This window comes from Comamonas sp. BIGb0152 (assembly GCF_024809975.1).
In the GTDB taxonomy this organism is placed as follows: Bacteria; Pseudomonadota; Gammaproteobacteria; order Burkholderiales; family Burkholderiaceae_C; genus Comamonas.
In genome coordinates this window covers 92738-109487 of record NZ_JANUDY010000009.1, presented here as the reverse complement: position 1 = coordinate 109487, position 16750 = coordinate 92738, and the positions used below count along the sequence as shown (strand labels likewise).

19 protein-coding genes are annotated in these 16750 nt (G+C 62.2%); 10 read left to right on the top strand and 9 right to left on the bottom strand.

Annotated elements, in window-relative coordinates; all coding sequences use genetic code 11:
- Positions 1-247: 247 nt before the first annotated feature.
- Positions 248-1138, top strand: a complete 891-nt coding sequence (locus M2375_RS17265) for an NAD(P)-dependent oxidoreductase (RefSeq protein WP_259169117.1) — start codon at positions 248-250, stop codon at positions 1136-1138.
- A 22-nt stretch (positions 1139-1160) separates the two neighbouring features.
- Here the strand turns inward: M2375_RS17265 and M2375_RS17260 are convergent, their stop codons facing one another.
- From M2375_RS17260 to M2375_RS17245, 4 genes are all read right to left on the bottom strand, one after another.
- Positions 1161-2162 (bottom strand): NAD(P)H-dependent glycerol-3-phosphate dehydrogenase, encoded by a 1002-nt coding sequence (locus M2375_RS17260; RefSeq protein ID WP_259169116.1) that lies wholly within the window; start codon positions 2160-2162, stop codon positions 1161-1163.
- Between the two features lie 139 nt (positions 2163-2301).
- Positions 2302-2763: a protein-export chaperone SecB gene (gene secB, locus M2375_RS17255; protein ID WP_182327102.1), complete on the bottom strand. Its 462-nt coding sequence runs from the start codon at positions 2761-2763 to the stop codon at positions 2302-2304.
- Positions 2764-2922: 159 nt separating this feature from the next.
- A complete protein-coding gene (gene grxC / locus M2375_RS17250; RefSeq protein ID WP_259169115.1) occupies positions 2923-3180 on the bottom strand; it encodes a glutaredoxin 3 in 258 nt (85 codons plus the stop codon).
- Positions 3181-3267: 87 nt separating this feature from the next.
- Positions 3268-3675, bottom strand: a complete 408-nt coding sequence (locus M2375_RS17245) for a rhodanese-like domain-containing protein (RefSeq protein WP_259169113.1) — start codon at positions 3673-3675, stop codon at positions 3268-3270.
- Positions 3676-3909: 234 nt separating this feature from the next.
- Between M2375_RS17245 and gpmA the strand changes: the two genes are divergently transcribed.
- From gpmA to M2375_RS17225, 4 genes are all read left to right on the top strand, one after another.
- Positions 3910-4650 (top strand): 2,3-diphosphoglycerate-dependent phosphoglycerate mutase, encoded by a 741-nt coding sequence (gene gpmA / locus M2375_RS17240; protein ID WP_259169112.1) that lies wholly within the window; start codon positions 3910-3912, stop codon positions 4648-4650.
- 234 nt (positions 4651-4884) lie between these two features.
- Positions 4885-6393 carry a S41 family peptidase gene (locus M2375_RS17235; RefSeq protein ID WP_259169110.1) on the top strand — a complete coding sequence of 503 codons (1509 nt, stop codon included), beginning with the start codon at positions 4885-4887 and terminating at the stop codon, positions 6391-6393.
- Between the two features lie 73 nt (positions 6394-6466).
- On the top strand, positions 6467-7225 hold the full coding sequence (locus tag M2375_RS17230) for a HesA/MoeB/ThiF family protein (RefSeq protein WP_259169109.1): 759 nt from the start codon (positions 6467-6469) through the stop codon (positions 7223-7225).
- Between the two features lie 150 nt (positions 7226-7375).
- On the top strand, positions 7376-7762 hold the full coding sequence (locus M2375_RS17225) for a response regulator (RefSeq protein WP_259169106.1): 387 nt from the start codon (positions 7376-7378) through the stop codon (positions 7760-7762).
- Between the two features lie 77 nt (positions 7763-7839).
- Here M2375_RS17225 and M2375_RS17220 read toward each other — a convergent pair whose 3' ends face one another.
- Positions 7840-8472 (bottom strand): response regulator transcription factor, encoded by a 633-nt coding sequence (locus tag M2375_RS17220; RefSeq protein WP_259169105.1) that lies wholly within the window; start codon positions 8470-8472, stop codon positions 7840-7842.
- A gap of 110 nt (positions 8473-8582) precedes the next feature.
- Here M2375_RS17220 and M2375_RS17215 point away from each other — a divergent pair, with 110 nt between their 5' ends.
- The 5 genes from M2375_RS17215 to M2375_RS17195 all read left to right on the top strand — a co-directional run bounded on the left by M2375_RS17215 (position 8583) and on the right by M2375_RS17195 (position 12523).
- Entirely contained in the window at positions 8583-9920 is a 1338-nt protein-coding gene (locus M2375_RS17215) for a CHASE3 domain-containing protein (RefSeq protein ID WP_259169104.1), read from the top strand.
- Positions 9921-10147: 227 nt separating this feature from the next.
- The gene (locus M2375_RS17210; protein ID WP_021026244.1) at positions 10148-10309 is read left to right on the top strand and encodes a DUF1328 domain-containing protein; all 162 of its coding nucleotides are present in this window, start codon (positions 10148-10150) and stop codon (positions 10307-10309) included.
- A 111-nt stretch (positions 10310-10420) separates the two neighbouring features.
- Entirely contained in the window at positions 10421-10807 is a 387-nt protein-coding gene (locus M2375_RS17205) for a hypothetical protein (RefSeq protein WP_259169102.1), read from the top strand.
- Positions 10808-10905: 98 nt separating this feature from the next.
- On the top strand, positions 10906-11226 hold the full coding sequence (locus M2375_RS17200; protein ID WP_259169101.1) for a BON domain-containing protein: 321 nt from the start codon (positions 10906-10908) through the stop codon (positions 11224-11226).
- A 136-nt stretch (positions 11227-11362) separates the two neighbouring features.
- Entirely contained in the window at positions 11363-12523 is a 1161-nt protein-coding gene (locus tag M2375_RS17195) for a putative zinc-binding metallopeptidase (RefSeq protein WP_259169100.1), read from the top strand.
- A 27-nt stretch (positions 12524-12550) separates the two neighbouring features.
- Here the strand turns inward: M2375_RS17195 and coaD are convergent, their stop codons facing one another.
- The 4 genes from coaD to M2375_RS17175 all read right to left on the bottom strand — a co-directional run bounded on the left by coaD (position 12551) and on the right by M2375_RS17175 (position 16747).
- Complete coding sequence (gene coaD, locus M2375_RS17190) at positions 12551-13048, bottom strand: pantetheine-phosphate adenylyltransferase (protein ID WP_259169099.1); 498 nt, start codon at positions 13046-13048, stop codon at positions 12551-12553.
- Between the two features lie 103 nt (positions 13049-13151).
- Positions 13152-13853 carry a 16S rRNA (guanine(966)-N(2))-methyltransferase RsmD gene (rsmD, locus tag M2375_RS17185; RefSeq protein ID WP_259169098.1) on the bottom strand — a complete coding sequence of 234 codons (702 nt, stop codon included), beginning with the start codon at positions 13851-13853 and terminating at the stop codon, positions 13152-13154.
- Positions 13853-15196, bottom strand: a complete 1344-nt coding sequence (locus M2375_RS17180; protein WP_259169097.1) for a pitrilysin family protein — start codon at positions 15194-15196, stop codon at positions 13853-13855. Before M2375_RS17180 ends, rsmD begins: the two co-directional genes overlap by 1 nt.
- A 105-nt stretch (positions 15197-15301) precedes the next feature.
- Positions 15302-16747 carry a pitrilysin family protein gene (locus M2375_RS17175; protein ID WP_259169096.1) on the bottom strand — a complete coding sequence of 482 codons (1446 nt, stop codon included), beginning with the start codon at positions 16745-16747 and terminating at the stop codon, positions 15302-15304.
- Positions 16748-16750: the final 3 nt, after the last annotated feature.

Sequence of the window (16750 nt, the reverse complement as noted above, 5' to 3'; positions counted from 1 at the left end):
CGCCATCGTGGGACGAGGCTTTTTTGTGGCCGCAACCGGCTCGCTATGGCATCTGCCATCCCGGCGACACCTCGGCGCGTCTGCATCGCTCCAGGCGCAGCCTTGGCATCGCACCGGGCAGTGAGGCATCTCTCTCAAAAGGGGGTCACCCATTTGACTGCATCCCATCCCGCCGCAGACGCTGCGCAATAGGCTTGCGGTACGCTAGAGCTATTGACCCACTTGCAACCACCTCCAGGAGATTTCCATGCCATCGCAAACAGCCCAGCCGGTCGTCGGCCTGATAGGGGTCGGCCTGATGGGCCACGGCATTGCCCGCAACGTTGCCGCCAAAGGCTTTCAACTCTATGTGCTGGAGCACCCCGGCAACCAACCGCTCACCGAGCTGCTGAGCCTGGGCACCCGCAGCTGCCAAAGCCCGGCCGAGCTGGCCAGCCACTGCGATGTGGTGATCTTGTGCGTGACGGGCTCGCCCCAGGTCGAGGCGGTGCTGACGGGTGAGCAGGGCCTGCTCTCGGCGCTGCGCCCCGGCACGGTGGTGATCGACTGCTCCACAGCGGTGCCCGCTTCTACCGTGCGCATGGCCCAGGCCGTGCAGGCGGCGGGCGGCCAGTTCATCGACGCACCGATGACCAAGACCTCCAAACAGGCCCATGATGGCCAGCTGAACTTGCTGGTAGGGGGTGATGCGGCCGTGCTGGCCCAGGTGCAACCGGTGCTGGCCACCTTCACCAGCCAGGTCACCCATGTGGGCGCGCTGGGCGACGGCCACCGCATGAAGCTGCTGCACAACTTTGTCTCGGTCGGCCAGATGAGCCTGCTGGCCGAGGCCACTGCCTGCGCCCGCAAACAGGGCATGGACATGCAGGCCTTCCACAGCGTGCTAGCGACTGGGGGCGGCGCAGGCGTGGCACTGGACCGTCTGCAATCCTTCATCCTGGCCGATGACCCCTCGGGCATCGCCTTTTCCATCTCCAACGCGGCCAAGGATTTGAGCTACTACACCACGATGGCCCACGATGCGCAGGCGCCCAGCCTGATCGCCGATGCCGCCGCCACGACCTTGCAAGACCAGGTGCAAGCCCAGCACGGCGATGCCATGCTGCCGGCGCTGATTGGCCTGCTGGCCAAGTCCTGAAGCTCGTTGTTCAGGGCCCCGCTTATTCAGCGCGGGGCTCGCGCCCCATCAACGCCTGCACCACATCGGGGGCCGACAGGCTGCCATCGAGCAAGGCCACCACGGCGGCGGTGATGGGCATGTCTACCCCCAGCTTCTGGGCGCGCTGCAGCACGGTGCGGGCGCTGTAAACGCCTTCGGCCACATGGCCGAGCGACTGCACCGCCTGCGCCAGGCTCTGGCCCTGGGCCAGCAACAGGCCGATCTTGCGGTTGCGCGACAGGTCACCGGTAGCGGTCAGCACCAGATCACCCAGACCCGACAGGCCCATAAAGGTGTCGGTTTGCGCGCCCAGCGCCACGCCCAGGCGCGTCATCTCGGCCAGGCCTCGGGTTACCAGCGCCGCACGGGCGTTCAGCCCCAGGTTCAGGCCGTCACACAAGCCCGTGGCAATGGCCAGCACGTTCTTGACGGCGCCGCCCACCTCGACACCGCTGATGTCGTCATTGGCATAGACCCGTAAATTGTCGCCATGGAAGGCGGCTACCAGCGCCTCGCGCACATCGGCATGGCGGCTGGCCGCCACCAACGCGGTAGGCTGGTGCTGGGCTACTTCTTGCGCAAAGCTGGGGCCGCTCAGTACGCCGGCATGCAGCGCCGGCGCCACCTGGGCACAGACCTCGTTGCCCAGCAGCCCATGGCTGCCGGCAGGGGCATCGTCGGGCACGGCTTCAAAGCCCTTGCTGAGCCAGGCCACCGGCACCTGGCAGTCGCGCAGCATGGCCAGGCCACTGCGCAGTGCCGCCATCGGCGTGCCCAGCACAATCAGCTCGGCCTGGGCCACCAGGGCTTGCAGATCGCCGCTGCACACCTCCAGCGCATCGGGCAAGCGGATGCCTGGCAAATAGCGCTGGTTCTCACGGCGGGTTTGCAGGTGCCGGGCCTGCTCGGCATCACGGGCCCAGAGCTGCACCTGGTGGCGCGATGCCGCATGCATGGCCAACGCCGTTCCCCAGGCGCCAGCGCCAATCACCAAGATTTTCATAGCCACAACCCCTTCTCACATCAACTCAAACGGTGGCGCTGCCTGCAACTGCTTCCCCAGCAGATACAACAAAGGCCTTGCAACCGAGACTGCAAGGCCTTAGATCGTGAACAGATGCTTATGGGCAGCGCAGCAGCGATTACTGCGCCAGTGCGGCACCTGCGCCAGCGCCATTGGCCTGGGCTTGTTGCTGTTCGTACATGGCCTGGAAGTTGATTTCAGCCAGGTGCACAGGCGGGAAGCCAGCGCGGGTCACGATATCGGCCACGTTGCCGCGCAGGTAAGGGTAGACGATCTGTGGGCAAGCCACGCCGATCACGGCGCCCATCTGGTCTTCCGGGATGCCACGGATTTCAAAGATACCGGCTTGCTTGGCTTCCACCAGGAACACGGTCTTGTCTTCAATCTTGGTCTGCACGGTGGCGGTCACGGCCACTTCGTAGATGCCATCGGCCACGGGGGTGGCTTCCACACCCAGCTGGATGTCCACGCTAGGCTGGGTTTGCTCCAACAAAATAGCTGGCGAGTTGGGTTGTTCCAGCGACGCGTCCTTCAGGTACACGCGTTGAATTTGGAACACGGGATTTTCTTGATCCGCCATGGTTGTCTGTCTTTCGCTAGAAAATGGAATGGATGGAGCCTGCGATGCCGCCCGGTGTGCGCCCCTCGCATGCAGCCTGCCATTATGCAATGGCAAATTGACAGCGCCGACATGCACCGTCCCCCGCGTAGAGGGACATGCCGAACGCGCTGAAGGGTCTCAGGATTGGAGCAGCGGCACCAACCCTCCGCGCTGGTCTAGCGCAATCAGGTCATCGCAGCCGCCTACATGCGTGTCGCCAATGAAGATTTGCGGCACGGTGCGGCGCCCGGTGCTCTCCATCATCACGGCACGCTGCTCGGGATCGCTGTCGATCCGGATTTCTTCGATCTGCTCCACCCCTTTGGCTTGCAGCACTTGCTTGGCGCGCGTGCAATAAGGGCAGTAGGCGGTGGTGTACATCTTTACAGCTTGCATGGAAGTGTCCTGTGGCTGAGGCCTGCAAGAGGCCAGCAGCCATTCATTGATGTCTAAACGCTGCATCTGGGGCCGAAACCCCAGAAATCAAGCCTTTTTGAGGGGCATGCTCGCTGCACGCCAGCCCTTCATGCCACCGGCCAGGGCTTGCACATTGGCATAGCCCAGCTTCTTGGCCACGGCCACGGCACGCTGCGAGCGCTGGCCCTGCGCACACACGAGGATCAGCGGCAAGGCCTTGTTCTTGACGACATTGGGCAGCTGCGCTTCGAGCTGGTCCAGCGGAACATTCTTGGCATTGCTGATGTGACCAGCGCCAAATTCCTGCGCATCAGACACATCCACCACCACGGCTTTTTCGCGGTTGATCAGCGCCACGGCATTGGCCGGCGTCAGCGTGCCGCCGCCCATGCTCTTCATGGCAGGCATCATCAGCATCGCGCCCGAGCCCAGTACCAATACGATCAGATACCAGTTGTCGATCAGAAAGTTCACACAAGTCCCTTGTCAAAAAATGCTCAAACAGCCGCACATTCTAAAAGGGCCTCCGTGCCGTTGCACGATAAAAGCCTTTAGCACGGCAGCCGGCGCGCCTGGGCAAGCTTTGCAAGCCCCTGGGATTTAAGCCTGCCTCTACAATCGGCGCCATTGTGAATGCAGCGGACCCCCGGCCCTGTACCCGGCCCGCCAGCGGCACGCACCGATTTTTGACTATCGCACGAGGATTGCATGTACAAGCTTGTACTGATTCGCCATGGTGAATCGACCTGGAACCTGGAAAACCGTTTCACCGGCTGGACCGATGTGGACTTGACTGACACTGGCGTGGCGCAAGCCAAGCAAGCCGGCCAGTTGCTCAAGGCCGAGGGCTATGACTTCGATGTGGCCTATACCAGCGTGCTCAAGCGCGCCATCCGCACCCTGTGGCACACCCTCGACGAGATGGACCGCACCTGGCTGCCGGTGCAAAAGTGCTGGCAGCTCAACGAGCGCCACTATGGCGCGCTGCAAGGCCTCAACAAGGCAGAAACAGCCAAGAAGTTTGGCGACGAGCAGGTGCTGGTCTGGCGCCGCAGCTATGACACGCCGCCGCCGGCATTGGAGTCAGGCGACCCGCGCAGCGAAAAGACGGACCGCCGCTATGCCGACGCTGCAAACCACGTGCCGCTGACCGAATGCCTCAAGGACACGGTCGATCGCGTGGTGCCTTTCTGGAACGAGGCCATTGCGCCGGCCATCCAACGCGGTGAGCGGGTGGTGATTGCCGCCCATGGCAACTCCATCCGCGCACTGGTGAAGTTCCTCGACGGCGTCTCCGACAACGACATCGTGAACCTGAACATCCCCAACGGCATTCCGCTGGTCTATGAGCTGGACGCCAACTTGAAGCCGCTGCGCCATTACTACCTGGGCGATGCCGAAGCCGCCGCCAAGGCAGCTGCCGCCGTGGCCTCGCAAGGCAAGGCATAAGCAATAAGCACACCCGCTTGGAGCAAACCCAGGGCCTGCCGCTGTCCCAGAGGCGCGCAGGCCTGAGAAAAAGCGGGAACTCCAGCCCTGCGCCCGGACTCCGATCTGGGCCACCAGCAACGGCGGACAGCGACCGAAGGTAAATAGTTGTCTTAACAGCCAGAATCCTGGGCACTGCTACGTCAGCACAGGCGCTTGGGTGTATATTGGCACGCTATAGAAAGTTCTAAGCATATGGGCCAAAAATTGAAGATTGCCGGCTGGGTTTCACTGGGCGTGGTCGCCGGCGCGCTCACCACCGTGTCTTTGCAGACGGTGGCAAGGGGCGTCATGTCGCCCATGCCGCTGGAAGAAATCCAGCAGCTGTCTGCCGTATTCGGCCTGATCAAGACCGACTATGTCGAGCCAGCCGATGACAAAAAGCTCATCACCGACGCTATCTCCGGCATGGTCTCGGGCCTGGACCCCCACTCGCAGTACTTCGACAAGAAGTCTTTCCGCGAGTTTCAGGAAGGCACCAGCGGCAAGTTCGTCGGTGTCGGCATCGAGATCACCCAGGAAGATGGCCTGATCCGCATTGTCTCGCCGATCGAAGGATCGCCCGCCGACATCGCCGGCCTCAAAACCAACGACCTGATCACCAAGATCGATGACACGGCAGTCAAGGGCCTGTCGCTCAACGATGCCGTCAAACGCATGCGCGGCGAGCCCAATACCAAGGTGGTGCTGACCATCTTGCGCAAGGACGAGAGCCGCAGCTTCCCCGTCACGATCACCCGCACCGAGATCAAAACCCAGTCCGTCAAGGCCAAGATGGTCGAGCCGGGCTACGGCTGGGTGCGTGTCTCGCAGTTCCAGGAACGCACCGTTGACGATTTTGTCCGCAAGGTCGACGAGCTGTACAAGCAAGACCCGAACCTGAAGGGCTTGGTGCTGGATCTGCGCAATGATCCCGGCGGCCTGCTGGATGCAGCCGTGGCCATCTCGGCCGCCTTCCTGCAGCCGAATGTGACCGTGGTGACCACGGACGGCCAATTGGCCGAAAGCAAGGCCATCTTCCGCGCCTCGCCCGAGTTCTACGCGCGCCGTGGCAGCGACCCCATCCGTTCGCTGCCTGCCGCCATCAAGAACATTCCGCTGGTCGTGCTGGTCAACGAAGGCTCGGCATCGGCTTCCGAGATCGTCTCGGGCGCCCTGCAAGACCACAAACGTGCCACCATCATGGGCGCCCAGACCTTTGGCAAGGGCTCGGTGCAGACCGTGCGGCCATTGGGCCCGGACACCGGCATCAAGCTGACCACCGCGCGTTACTACACGCCAAGCGGCAAGTCGATCCAGGCCAAGGGCATCGTGCCGGACATCATGGTCGACGAGTCGGCCGAAGGTGATTTGTTTGCCGCCCTGCGCACCCGCGAAGCGGATCTGGAAAAGCACTTGTCCAGCGGCCAAGGCCCTGAAGTCAAGGACGAAGCCCGCGAGAAAGCCCGCGAAGCGGCACTGAAACGCCTGGACGAAGAAAGCAAGAAGCCCGCGTCCGAGCGCCGCCCACCGGAATTTGGTTCGGAAAAAGATTTCCAATTGCAACAAGCACTGCACCAACTCAAGGGTGAGCCCGTGCAGGTGAGCCAGACCAAGACCGAGCGCCCGGCCGAGAAAAAGGACGAGGACAAAGCCAGCCTGGCCGACAAGCCCGCGTCCTCCACGGACGACACCAAGCTGCCCACCCCCGAGCCCAAGAAGTAAGCCTTCCCGCTCTGCCAAAAGGCCGCAAGCAGACTTCCTGCTGCGGCCTTTGTTTTTTCCGACAATAGGCCCCATGAACGACGAGCAACTACTGCGCTACTCTCGCCATATTTTTCTGGACGAGATCGGTATCGAAGGCCAGGAGGCCATCTTGGCCGCACACGCCGTGGTGGTGGGCGCGGGCGGCCTGGGCAGCCCAGCGGCCATGTACCTGGCATCGGCGGGCGTGGGCCGCATTACCCTGGTGGACGATGACCGCGTGGACCTGACCAATCTGCAACGCCAGATTGCGCACACCACCGAGCGCGTGGGCCAGGCCAAGGTCAGCTCCTGCGCAGCGAGTTTGCTGGCGATCAATCCCCATGTGCAGATCAGCACCGTGCAGGAGCGCGTGGACCAGCAGCGCCTGCAGACCTTGGTGGCCGATGCCAGCGTGGTGCTGGACTGCACAGACAACTACCGCACGCGCCAAGCCATCAATGCCGCCTGCGTGGCGCAGGCCAAGCCCCTGGTGAGCGGTGCGGCCATCCGCTTTGACGGCCAGATCAGCGTGTTCGACAGGCGGCGCCATGGCGCCGCCTGCTACGCCTGCCTGTTCTCCCCCGAGGAGACCTTTGAAGAAGCCAGCTGTTCGAGCATGGGGGTTTTTGCCCCCTTGGTGGGCATTATTGGTACCATGCAAGCGGCCGAAGCGCTCAAGCTCATTGCCGGCATTGGGCACAGCCTGGATGGCCGCTTGATGATGCTGGAGCTCAAAGACATGGAATGGAACACCATGCAGGTCGCACGCAATCCGCTGTGCCCGGTGTGCAGCCGCTTGCACACCGCCTAGAACGGTTTATTAGTCATTTTTTGTATGACTTTATAGATCTACATTAAACCTTCGAGGCTTTGTCCTACCGGCAGCCTCCTCTCCGGCTGATGGTTTTCACATGGCTTGTTGCTATCATTGTTACGGTAAGACACACACGTGTACCCGTATATGCATCGCCGTTTGAAAACTTATCTGGTTGAAGACAACAAGACCATCCGCGATAACCTGATAGCCACTTTGGAAGATCTGGCCCAGGTGGAGACCGTTGGGCATGCCAGCACGGAGTCTGACGCCACCTCCTGGCTCAGCAATCCCAGCGAGGATTGGGACCTGGCCGTGGTGGATATCTTCTTGCTGGAAGGCAGCGGCCTGGGGGTTTTGGAAAAGCTCCAGGAACGTGCCCCGCACCAGCACCTGGTCATCCTGAGCAACTATGCAACCCCCAGCATGCGCGAACGCTGCGCCTTGTTGGGCGCCAACCGCGTGTTCGACAAATCCGAGGACATCGATGCACTGATTGACTACTGCATGGAGCGTTCGTCCCAGCTGCAGTGACGCCCTTTCTCCCACCCCGTCATCGGCCACAAAAAAGCGGCCTTTTGAGGCCGCTTGGTGCTGGGGCACAGGCCCTGTCAGTCGATCAAGCCATTTTTGAGCGCGTAATAGGTCAGGTCGCTGTTCGATGCCAGGCCCATCTTTTCCATCAGGCGCGTGCGGTAGGTGCTCACCGTCTTGACGCTCAGCGACAGCTGATCGGCAATATTGCCCGCCGTCTCGCCCCGGGCCAATTTCAAAAACACCTGGAATTCCCGCTCGGACAGCTGCTCATGGGGCGGTGCATCTTCCTTGCGGTGCAGTTGCTGGGCCAGCAAATCAGCGACCGACGGCGTCAGGTAGCGCTTGCCCAGCGAGATGGTGCGCAGCGCCTCCACAATCTCGGCCGGATCACACTCTTTGTTGAGGTAACCACTGGCCCCCTGCCGGATCAGGTTGATGGCGTAGTGGGCTTCAGGGTAGCCGCTCAAAATAAGAATACCCATGTCCGGTGCCTTGGCACGCAGCATGGCCAAGGCGTCGATACCGCTTTGCCCGGGCATGGACAAGTCCATGATCAGAACATCGATCTCCTCCTTGCGCACCAGGTCAATGGCTTCGCGGCCGTTGGAGGCTTCACCCACCACGCGCAAGTCGACATGCTCGGCCAGAAATTGCTTGAGGCCAGAGCGCACAATCGCATGGTCATCGACGATACCAACTTTAATCATATATCCCCTCATGCAGCGCAAACTGCAGCACCTGCCAGACGCAGGCGCTGCCCAAAGTTTGCTCTATTATCACTCGCATAAACCAAAAACCATCTAAAAAAGGAAGCTCCATGCGTTGGTCTCGCTTACGCAAATGGGCCATCAGTTTGCCAGCCGCCTTCTTGGCCGCTGCCGTGCTGATCGGTATCAACGAGGCCGGTTATTACCGGTCCCATGACTCCCTGCAGAACCTCACGGTCACTTACCAGACCCGCACCACCTTGGACAAGCTGATGCAGCAGGTGGTGGATGCAGAAACCCATGCCCGCGGCTACCTGCTGAGCGGCGAAGACAGCAACCTCGTCGCTTACCAGCAGGCCTCCACCAACGTCAACAACGCGATTGACGAACTGCGCGCCATCTACAGCGTGTTCCCCGAAGATCTGCAAACCTCATCGATGCTGGGCCGTGAAGTGGCCAAACGCCTGAACCAGATGGACACCAGCATTGCGCTCAGGCGCGAAGGCATGGAGGCCGCCTGGCGCTTCTTGGTCAAGAGCCCCGAAGCCCAGGCCACGATGGACACCATGCGCAAGCTCAGCAACGAGCTGGTGATCCACAGCAACGAAAGGCGCATGCACAACGAGGCAGAGATTCTCAAATCCCTGACACTCGCGCGCCTGGGTATCGCGGTAGTCAGCGTGGTGGGTCTGCTGGCCTTTTACCTCTACCTGCGCCAGTCCAACCGTATCACCGGCCTCATGCTGCGTGAGCAAAGAATGCTGGAGGACGAGCGCGACCAGCTGGAAAAACAGGTGCGCCAGCGTACCGCCAACCTGGCAGAGCTGGCCACCCACTTGCAGCAAGTGCGTGAGGACGAGCGCGCCCACCTGGCCCGCGAGCTGCACGACGAGCTAGGCGCCTTGCTGACGACCGCCAAGCTCGATGTGGCACGCCTCAAATCCAAGATTGACATGACGGCACCCGATGTACAGGAGCGCATCAAACACCTGATTGAAACGCTCAACAGCGGCATTGCCCTCAAGCGCAGCATCATTGAGAACCTGCGCCCCTCCTCGCTGTCCAACCTCGGCTTGACGGCCTCGCTAGAGATTCTGGGCAAAGAGTTTTCCGACAGCAGCAATGTGGCTGTAGAGCTGAGTCTGGAGCAGATCAATGTGCCCGAGGCCATGCAGCTGAGCATCTACCGCCTGATCCAGGAATCGCTCACCAACATCGGCAAGTACGCCCATGCGAGCAATGTGCTCATCAGCCTGCAAAACCATCCCAAGCATGTGTTCGTGCAGGTGCGCGATGACGGCGTTGGCTTCGACCCCAGCCAAGCCCACCCCAACTCGCACGGCCTGGCGGGCATGCGCCACCGCATCGAGGCCAGTGGCGGGCGTCTGCACATCGCATCCGCCCCTCAGCAAGGCACCACCATCTCCGCCAACCTGCCGCAAAGCTGAGGGCCTCCATCCAGGCCACTCAGCGGCCCTTACGCGGGCACCTCGCGCATGCTGCGAGGGCGGCACCAGGCTGGCGCGGCAGCGGCCCAGGGCCGCGCCCGCCGCAATCGCAAGAACCGTCCTACACCCGTTCTTCGCACCTACTGGCAAGACCGCCCCGCGACAGCCTCCAGAATGCAGTCATTGCTCGCACCTTCTTGCACAGCAAACAACATGAGGAGAAAAATATGCTGCATTACGCTGTTGTCTTCCTGGTCATTGCACTGATTGCGGCCGTCTTCGGATTTGGCGGTATCGCGGCCAGCGCCGTAGGCATTGCCAAGATCCTGTTCGTTATTTTCATTGTGCTGGCCGTGGCATCGTTCCTGATGGGCCTGCTGAAAAAATAGCCGCCGACCATCGCTTGAACCGGTGCGCACCTAAGGATACATTTATCAAGCAGGTGCAGGTCAACGTACACTGCAACATCTTCATTGAACATCATAGAAAGAGGCTATTTCATGGATACCGAAAAAATTGCCAAGGACGCTGTGGACAAAGTGGAAGAGACCGCTAACGACGTGCTCGAAGGCGCTGACAAGGCAGTGAGCCAAACCCGCCGCGCTGTGAAGTCTGCAGCCCAAAAGGCAGAGCGTGCCATCGATGAATACGGCCATGAAAAAAACCATTCGATCGACCACCTCGCCTCGCGTGCACAAGACTGGGCTGAGCGCAGCATCGGTGTAGCGGCAGACTCCTCGCACCGTGCACGTGAGCAGTTCTACCGTGCCCAGGAGCGTGCAACCGAGTACGTGTCTGACCAACCCGGCAAGTCGATGGCGATCGCCATGGCTGCAGGTGCCGCCTTGGCCACCCTGGTCATCATGGCAACCCGCCGCCGCGACTGATTTCAATTCAAGTATCTATCGGCATAAAACGGATAAGTGCGGTGCAGATGCCGATCGATTTTCAAGCACCCCAACAACACTTTGCGAGGAAACAAAAAATGAAACTCTCCCGTACTATCGCTATCGCTGCATTCGCTGGCGCAACCCTGGTGATGGCCACTGGCTGCTCCGTGGCCCGCAAGCAAGAAACCGTGGGTGAATACATCGATGGCTCCGCCGTGACCACCGCGGTCAAGGCCAAGCTGGCAGAAGACAAGGAAACCTCCGCGAGCTCCATCAACGTCAAGACCATTGATGGCGGCATTGTCCAGCTGTCCGGTTTCGCCAAGTCGCAATCCGAGAAGGACCGCGCTGGTCAAATCGCACGCGGCGTCAAGGGCGTGACCGAAGTGCGCAACAGCCTGATCGTCAAGCAATAAGTCCAGGCCGTCTGCGGCCTCAGACCCAGATGCCAGCCGGTACATGCCGGCTGGCATTTTTTTCGCCGCTTGCACGCGGGCCCAGCGCCGGTGGCAAAGCATGGTCAATCACCTGTCGATGAGGTAAGCTAGTCCCATGCGCCTGTTCCACTGCGACCAATGCGGTCATCTGGTTTTTTTTGAAAGCGTGCACTGTGTGAACTGTGGTGCAGCGCTGGCCTACCTACCCGATTGTGGCGATTTGGGCGCGATGGTTCCCATGGAGCAAGGCAACCAGCTTGCCCCCGCGCCCGGCACCCCAGCACTGCAGTGGCAGCGCATAACCGCCCGGACCTCCACCAGCGCGCAGCTCTACCGCATGTGCGCCAACCGGGACCAGTACCAGGTCTGCAACTTTGCAATCCCCGCGCATGAGCCGTACAGCCTCTGCAGTGCCTGCAGGCAAACCCTGGTGCTGCCCGATCTGTCCGTTGCTGGTAACACCTTGCGCTGGCAAAAGCTGGAAAGCGCCAAAAGGCGGCTTTACTACACGCTCGCGCGCCTGGGCCTGCACCCTGAGCACGCCCACTGGACACCCCATTACCAGTTTCTTGCCGACATGGTGGACCAACCGCCCGTGGTCACAGGCCATGCCAACGGCATCATCACCATCAATATTGCAGAAGCGGATGACGATGAGCGCGTTCGCCGCCGTGTGGCACTGTATGAGCCCTACCGCACCTTGCTAGGCCATCTGCGCCATGAATCGGGGCATTTCTTCTGGGACAAGCTGGTGCGCGATGGAGGCGAGCTTGACAGCTTTCGCCAGCTCTTTGGCGATGAGCGCCAGAGCTATCCCCAGGCTTTGGAGTTCTATTACGCCAATCCGCCCCAGTACATGCAGTGGAGCGCCCACCATGTCAGCGCCTATGCCAGTGCCCACCCTTGGGAGGATTGGGCAGAATCCTGGGCCCATTATCTGCACATGGTGGATGTGCTGGAGACCGCAGCGAGCTACCACACCGGGCTGACCATGACCGGCAGCGCCGATGCCCAGTCCGTGAGCATTGGCGACCCGTTCACCGAGCCACCACCCAGCTTTGAACACATGGTCGCACAGTGGGTGCCGGTGACCTTGCTGCTCAACAGCCTCAACCGCAGCCTGGGCCAGCAAGATGCCTACCCCTTTGCCGTGTCGGCCGGCGCTTTGCAAAAGCTGCGCTATGTGCATGACATCGTGCGGCGCCCCCATGCCATTGACAGCCATGCGAGCACCGTGTTGTCGTCACAGGGAACCGGTGGCAGGTTGGCCTACTAGCACCACATAGCGGCCGCCAGCGCGAGCTCAGCCCTCCTGGGCCTTGCGCTCGGCCACCTTGCGCTGCAGCTCCTGGGCCACATAGGGCGAGACAAACTTGTCGACCTCGCCGCTGAGCATCGCAATCTCACGCACAAAGGTGCTGCTGATGAACTGGTAGCGGGTGCTGGGGGTCAGGAACACAGCCTCCACATCGGGCATCAATGAGCGGTTCATGCCGGCGAGCTGGAACTCGTAGTCAAAGTCGGTCACCGCGCGCAAGCCGCGCACAATCGCGTTGCCGCCTTGAGCCACGACAAAATCACGCAGCAGGCCCGAGTAGCTCTCCACCCGCACGCTGGGGTAGTGCTTGACGGCTTCGCGCGCCATGTCCATGCGCTCCTTGAGCGAGAACATGGTCTTCTTGTGGTGGCCCTCGGCGACCGCCACAATCACATTGCCAAACAGCTGGTAGGCCCTGCGCACCACGTCTTCGTGGCCCAGGGTCATGGGATCAAAGGTGCCTGGGTAGATGGCCAGTGTCATGTCTGTCTCCTGCAAAGCATCATCGTCGTGCCAGTCACCTGGCACATTGCAGCGCAGCATAAACCATTTCTGCCACCACCCTCTACCCGGCAGGCATTCCCGCTCAGTCGGGTGCGGCCTCGGCCTTCTTGAGCAGATGCGCGTGCACGGCGCCAGCCTTCAAGTAGCGGTAGCGCACCAGGCCCAGCTCGGCCAAGGCCTCATCGCCCCAAGCCTCGGGCGCTTCCAGGTAGATGAATCCCTGCGCGGTCACGGCGGCCTGCGCCGCCTTGAGCGCCGGCAGGAACAGCTGGCCAGAGAATGGCGGATCGAGAAAGATCAGGTCCCAGTGCGCGGGGTAGGCCTGCAGCGCAGCCAGTGCATCGCCCCGGCTCACCTCCACTTGCGTGGCGCCCAGCTTCTGGGCCAGTTGTTTGATCTGTGCGGCCAGCTGCACATCCGACTCCACCATGCGCACCAAGGTGGCATGGCGCGACGCGGCCTCCAGCCCCAGCGCGCCGGTACCGGCAAAGGCATCGAGGCAGCGCCAACCGGCCAGGTCCTGCCCCAGCCAGTTGAACAAGGTCTCGCGCACACGGTCCGGGGTGGGCCGCAGATCGGGGCGGGTCAAGACCGCCAGCTTGGTGCGGCGCCACTGGCCGCCAATGATGCGGATTTCACCGGCAGCAGGCGCGGCCACCCGGGCGGCATTGCTGCTGCCCCCCTTGCGGGCGGGTGCCGCATCGCTTGCGGCCTGGGCAGCGGCTGCGGCTTTTTGCACCAGTGCGCGCAGCGCACTTTCACTTTTGATGGCACTGCGTCCCATTATGGTTTTGCTCCCAAAACGACGGTCACTTGCTTGTCCGGCTGCACCATGCGTGCCATGGCCTTGCGCACATCCTCCACGCTCAGCGCCTCGACCCGGTCGGTCCAGTGGTCCAGGTAGTCCAGTGGCAGGCCGTTCCAGGCGATATTGGTCACATTGCCCAAGAGCTTGGCATTGCTGTCCACCCGCAGCGCAAAACCGCCGATCAGGTTGTCCTTGGCATCGCGCAACTCCTTGTCGGTCGGGCCCATGGCGATGAACTGGCTCAGCACCTCACGCGTCACCTTCAGTGCCTCGGCTGCCTGGTCAGGCCGGGTCTGCAAACCGATCTGGAAAGCGCCCGCATCCAGCCCCGGGTTGAACGAGGAATACACGCCGTAGACCAGGCCACGCTTTTCACGCACCTCTTCCATCAGCCGCGATGCAAAGCCACCACCGCCCAAAATCTGGTTGCCCACCAGCACCGCCAGAAAATCCGGATCGGCACGGCGGATGCCGGGCTGGCCCAGCAGCACCTGGGCCTGGGCCGAGTCAAAAGCAATCTTGATCTCATCGGCCTTGGCCAGCGGCGGCACTGGCGGCACCTCGGCGGGTGCCGCGCACTGCGCCTTGGGTGTGGCAGGCATCTGGGCCAGCAGGCGCTTGACCAGGGCATCGGCCTGGGCCTTGTCCAGCGCGCCAACCAAGGTCACCTTGGCGCGGCAGGCATCTACCGAACGCGCCAGGTACTGCTGCATCACGCCCGGATTGATCTGGGCCAGGGTCTCTTCGGTGGCACGCAGACCGTAGGGATGGCTGCCAAAAACAGCCTTGTTGAAGGCGCGGCCGGCCACGACGGCGGGGCGGGTATTGCCCTCCTTGATGGCGGCATTCCAGCGCTCGCGCTCGCGCTGCCAGACGGCATCGTCGTAGCTGGGCTGGGTCATCTGGCGGGCGGCCAGATCGGCCGCGCGGTTCAGCAGACTGGCATCGCTCAAGGAGCGCAGCGAAAAAGTCAGTGCATCATTGCTGGCACCGGCCCCAAAGCTTGCACCCAGATCGGCCCAGGCCTCGCCCACGGCGTTCTCGTCCAGCGCAGGGGCACCCGCCTGGGCCTTGACGCCCTTGGAGGCCATCAGCGCAGCCGCATTCGCCAGCCCCGCCTGGTCGGCCGGGTCACGCCGGCTGCCCGCATCAAAGTTCAGCTGCACATCCACCATCGGGATGGTGGGGCTGTTGACCAGCCAGACCTGGGCGCCGCCGTCCTGCGTCCAATGCTCGATAGGCAGCAAGGCCCAGGCCGAATGAGAGGCCAGCAAGGCTGCTGCGCCGCCGACCAGTGTTTTGCAAAAAAAGTTTCGCATGGATATCTCTGCTAGCCAGGGCCCTGCGCAAACGCTTGCAAGGCCTGGTGAAAACAATAGGGAGCGGGCGCGCAAGCACCGCGCCAGCCATCCGGGGGAATGCGGTCAGTGAACCGCGCCATCCTTGGTTGCGGCGCCACTGCGTTTTTGCGCAGCGCGATCGGCATCGGTCAGTGGCTGGGGCACCAAGGTGCCCACCGTCATCTGGTCATCGCCAAAATAGCGCGCAGCCACCGCCTGCACCTGCGCTGCCGTCACGGTCTTCATCAATGCCAGCAGCTTGTCATTGGCGTCCAGCGGCAAGCCCAGCACCCAGTTGGAGCCCAGGTCATTGGCCTGGCCAAACACCGAGTCGCGTTCATAGACGGTAGAGGCCTGCCACTGGGTACGCACCCGGGCCAGCTCGGCCTCGCCCACGCCGTCCTTGGCCACGCGGGCCACCTCGGCGCGCAAGGCGGTCTCCACATCCTTGGCGGTTTTGCCTTGCGATGGCACGCCACCCAGCAAGAAGGTGGAAGGTCCCCGGTTGACCACGCTGGCGCCGCTGAAGGCGGCATCGGCCACGCGGCCCGCACCCTGGGTCAGGTTGCGATCCAGGCGCGCACCGTCATAGCCGCTCAGCACAGAGCCCAGCATCAACAGCGCCATCGCATCCTTGTCGCTGTCCTGGGGCTCGACCAGGTTGCGCAGATCAGGCACCTTGAAGCTCATCAACACATAGGCCTGCTCGGCAGGCGCCTTGTAATCCAGCCGGCGCTCGCCCTTTTGCAGCGGCTCGGGCCGGGGCTTGCGCTCTGGCAGCGCACGGGCGGGGATGCTGCCGTAGTATTTCTCGGCAAGCGCACGAACCTGCGCTACATCCACATCGCCGGCCACCACCACCACGGCGTTCTCGGGCACATACCAGGCCTTGTGGAACTGGCGGGCATCATCGGGGTGCATGGAGTCCAGATCGCCCATCCAGCCGATCACCGGACGGTGGTAAGGCGAAGCCTGCCAGGTTGCGGCATTGAGCTGCTCCATCAGGCTAGCGCGCGGGTTGTCATCGGTGCGCATGCGCCGCTCTTCCTTGATGACCTCGATCTCTTTTTTGAACTCGCTGTCGGGCCACTGGTTGTTGGCAAAGCGGTCCGACTCCAGGCGCATCACGTCTTCGAGCTTGCCCGAAGGGATCTGCTGGTAGTAACCGGTATAGTCGCGGTTGGTAAAGGCATTGTCCTGCCCGCCCAGCGCCGCGACCTTGCGCGAGAAATCTCCCGGTGGCACGGCAGGCGTGCCCTTGAACATCATGTGTTCCAGCGCATGGGCCAGGCCCGAGCGGCCATCCACCTCGTCCATCGAGCCCACCCGCACCCAGACCATGTGCACTGCCGTGGGGGCACGCTTGTCTGGCTGTACGATCAGGTCCATGCCGTTGGACAGCTTGAACTGCTGGGCACCCGCAGAATTGGAGGCTATCGCAGGGGTGGACAATGGCGACGCGGCGAGAGCCGAAGAAGCCCCAGCGCCCAGGGAGGCCATCAAGGCCAGCAAAATGGTGGAACGTTTCATAAA

Excerpts from the sequence above, each read along its gene's own strand:
- M2375_RS17265 (WP_259169117.1), top strand. The coding sequence starts at position 248 with ATGCCATCGCAAACAGCCCAGCCGGTCGTCGGCCTGATAGGGGTCGGC.
- M2375_RS17260 (WP_259169116.1), bottom strand. The coding sequence starts at position 2,162 with ATGAAAATCTTGGTGATTGGCGCTGGCGCCTGGGGAACGGCGTTGGCC.
- secB (WP_182327102.1), bottom strand. The coding sequence starts at position 2,763 with ATGGCGGATCAAGAAAATCCCGTGTTCCAAATTCAACGCGTGTACCTG.
- grxC (WP_259169115.1), bottom strand. The coding sequence starts at position 3,180 with ATGCAAGCTGTAAAGATGTACACCACCGCCTACTGCCCTTATTGCACG.
- gpmA (WP_259169112.1), top strand. The coding sequence starts at position 3,910 with ATGTACAAGCTTGTACTGATTCGCCATGGTGAATCGACCTGGAACCTG.
- M2375_RS17235 (WP_259169110.1), top strand. The coding sequence starts at position 4,885 with ATGGGCCAAAAATTGAAGATTGCCGGCTGGGTTTCACTGGGCGTGGTC.
- M2375_RS17230 (WP_259169109.1), top strand. The coding sequence starts at position 6,467 with ATGAACGACGAGCAACTACTGCGCTACTCTCGCCATATTTTTCTGGAC.
- M2375_RS17225 (WP_259169106.1), top strand. The coding sequence starts at position 7,376 with ATGCATCGCCGTTTGAAAACTTATCTGGTTGAAGACAACAAGACCATC.
- M2375_RS17220 (WP_259169105.1), bottom strand. The coding sequence starts at position 8,472 with ATGATTAAAGTTGGTATCGTCGATGACCATGCGATTGTGCGCTCTGGC.
- M2375_RS17215 (WP_259169104.1), top strand. The coding sequence starts at position 8,583 with ATGCGTTGGTCTCGCTTACGCAAATGGGCCATCAGTTTGCCAGCCGCC.
- M2375_RS17210 (WP_021026244.1), top strand. The coding sequence starts at position 10,148 with ATGCTGCATTACGCTGTTGTCTTCCTGGTCATTGCACTGATTGCGGCC.
- M2375_RS17205 (WP_259169102.1), top strand. The coding sequence starts at position 10,421 with ATGGATACCGAAAAAATTGCCAAGGACGCTGTGGACAAAGTGGAAGAG.
- M2375_RS17200 (WP_259169101.1), top strand. The coding sequence starts at position 10,906 with ATGAAACTCTCCCGTACTATCGCTATCGCTGCATTCGCTGGCGCAACC.
- M2375_RS17195 (WP_259169100.1), top strand. The coding sequence starts at position 11,363 with ATGCGCCTGTTCCACTGCGACCAATGCGGTCATCTGGTTTTTTTTGAA.
- coaD (WP_259169099.1), bottom strand. The coding sequence starts at position 13,048 with ATGACACTGGCCATCTACCCAGGCACCTTTGATCCCATGACCCTGGGC.
- rsmD (WP_259169098.1), bottom strand. The coding sequence starts at position 13,853 with ATGGGACGCAGTGCCATCAAAAGTGAAAGTGCGCTGCGCGCACTGGTG.
- M2375_RS17180 (WP_259169097.1), bottom strand. The coding sequence starts at position 15,196 with ATGCGAAACTTTTTTTGCAAAACACTGGTCGGCGGCGCAGCAGCCTTG.
- M2375_RS17175 (WP_259169096.1), bottom strand. The coding sequence starts at position 16,747 with ATGAAACGTTCCACCATTTTGCTGGCCTTGATGGCCTCCCTGGGCGCT.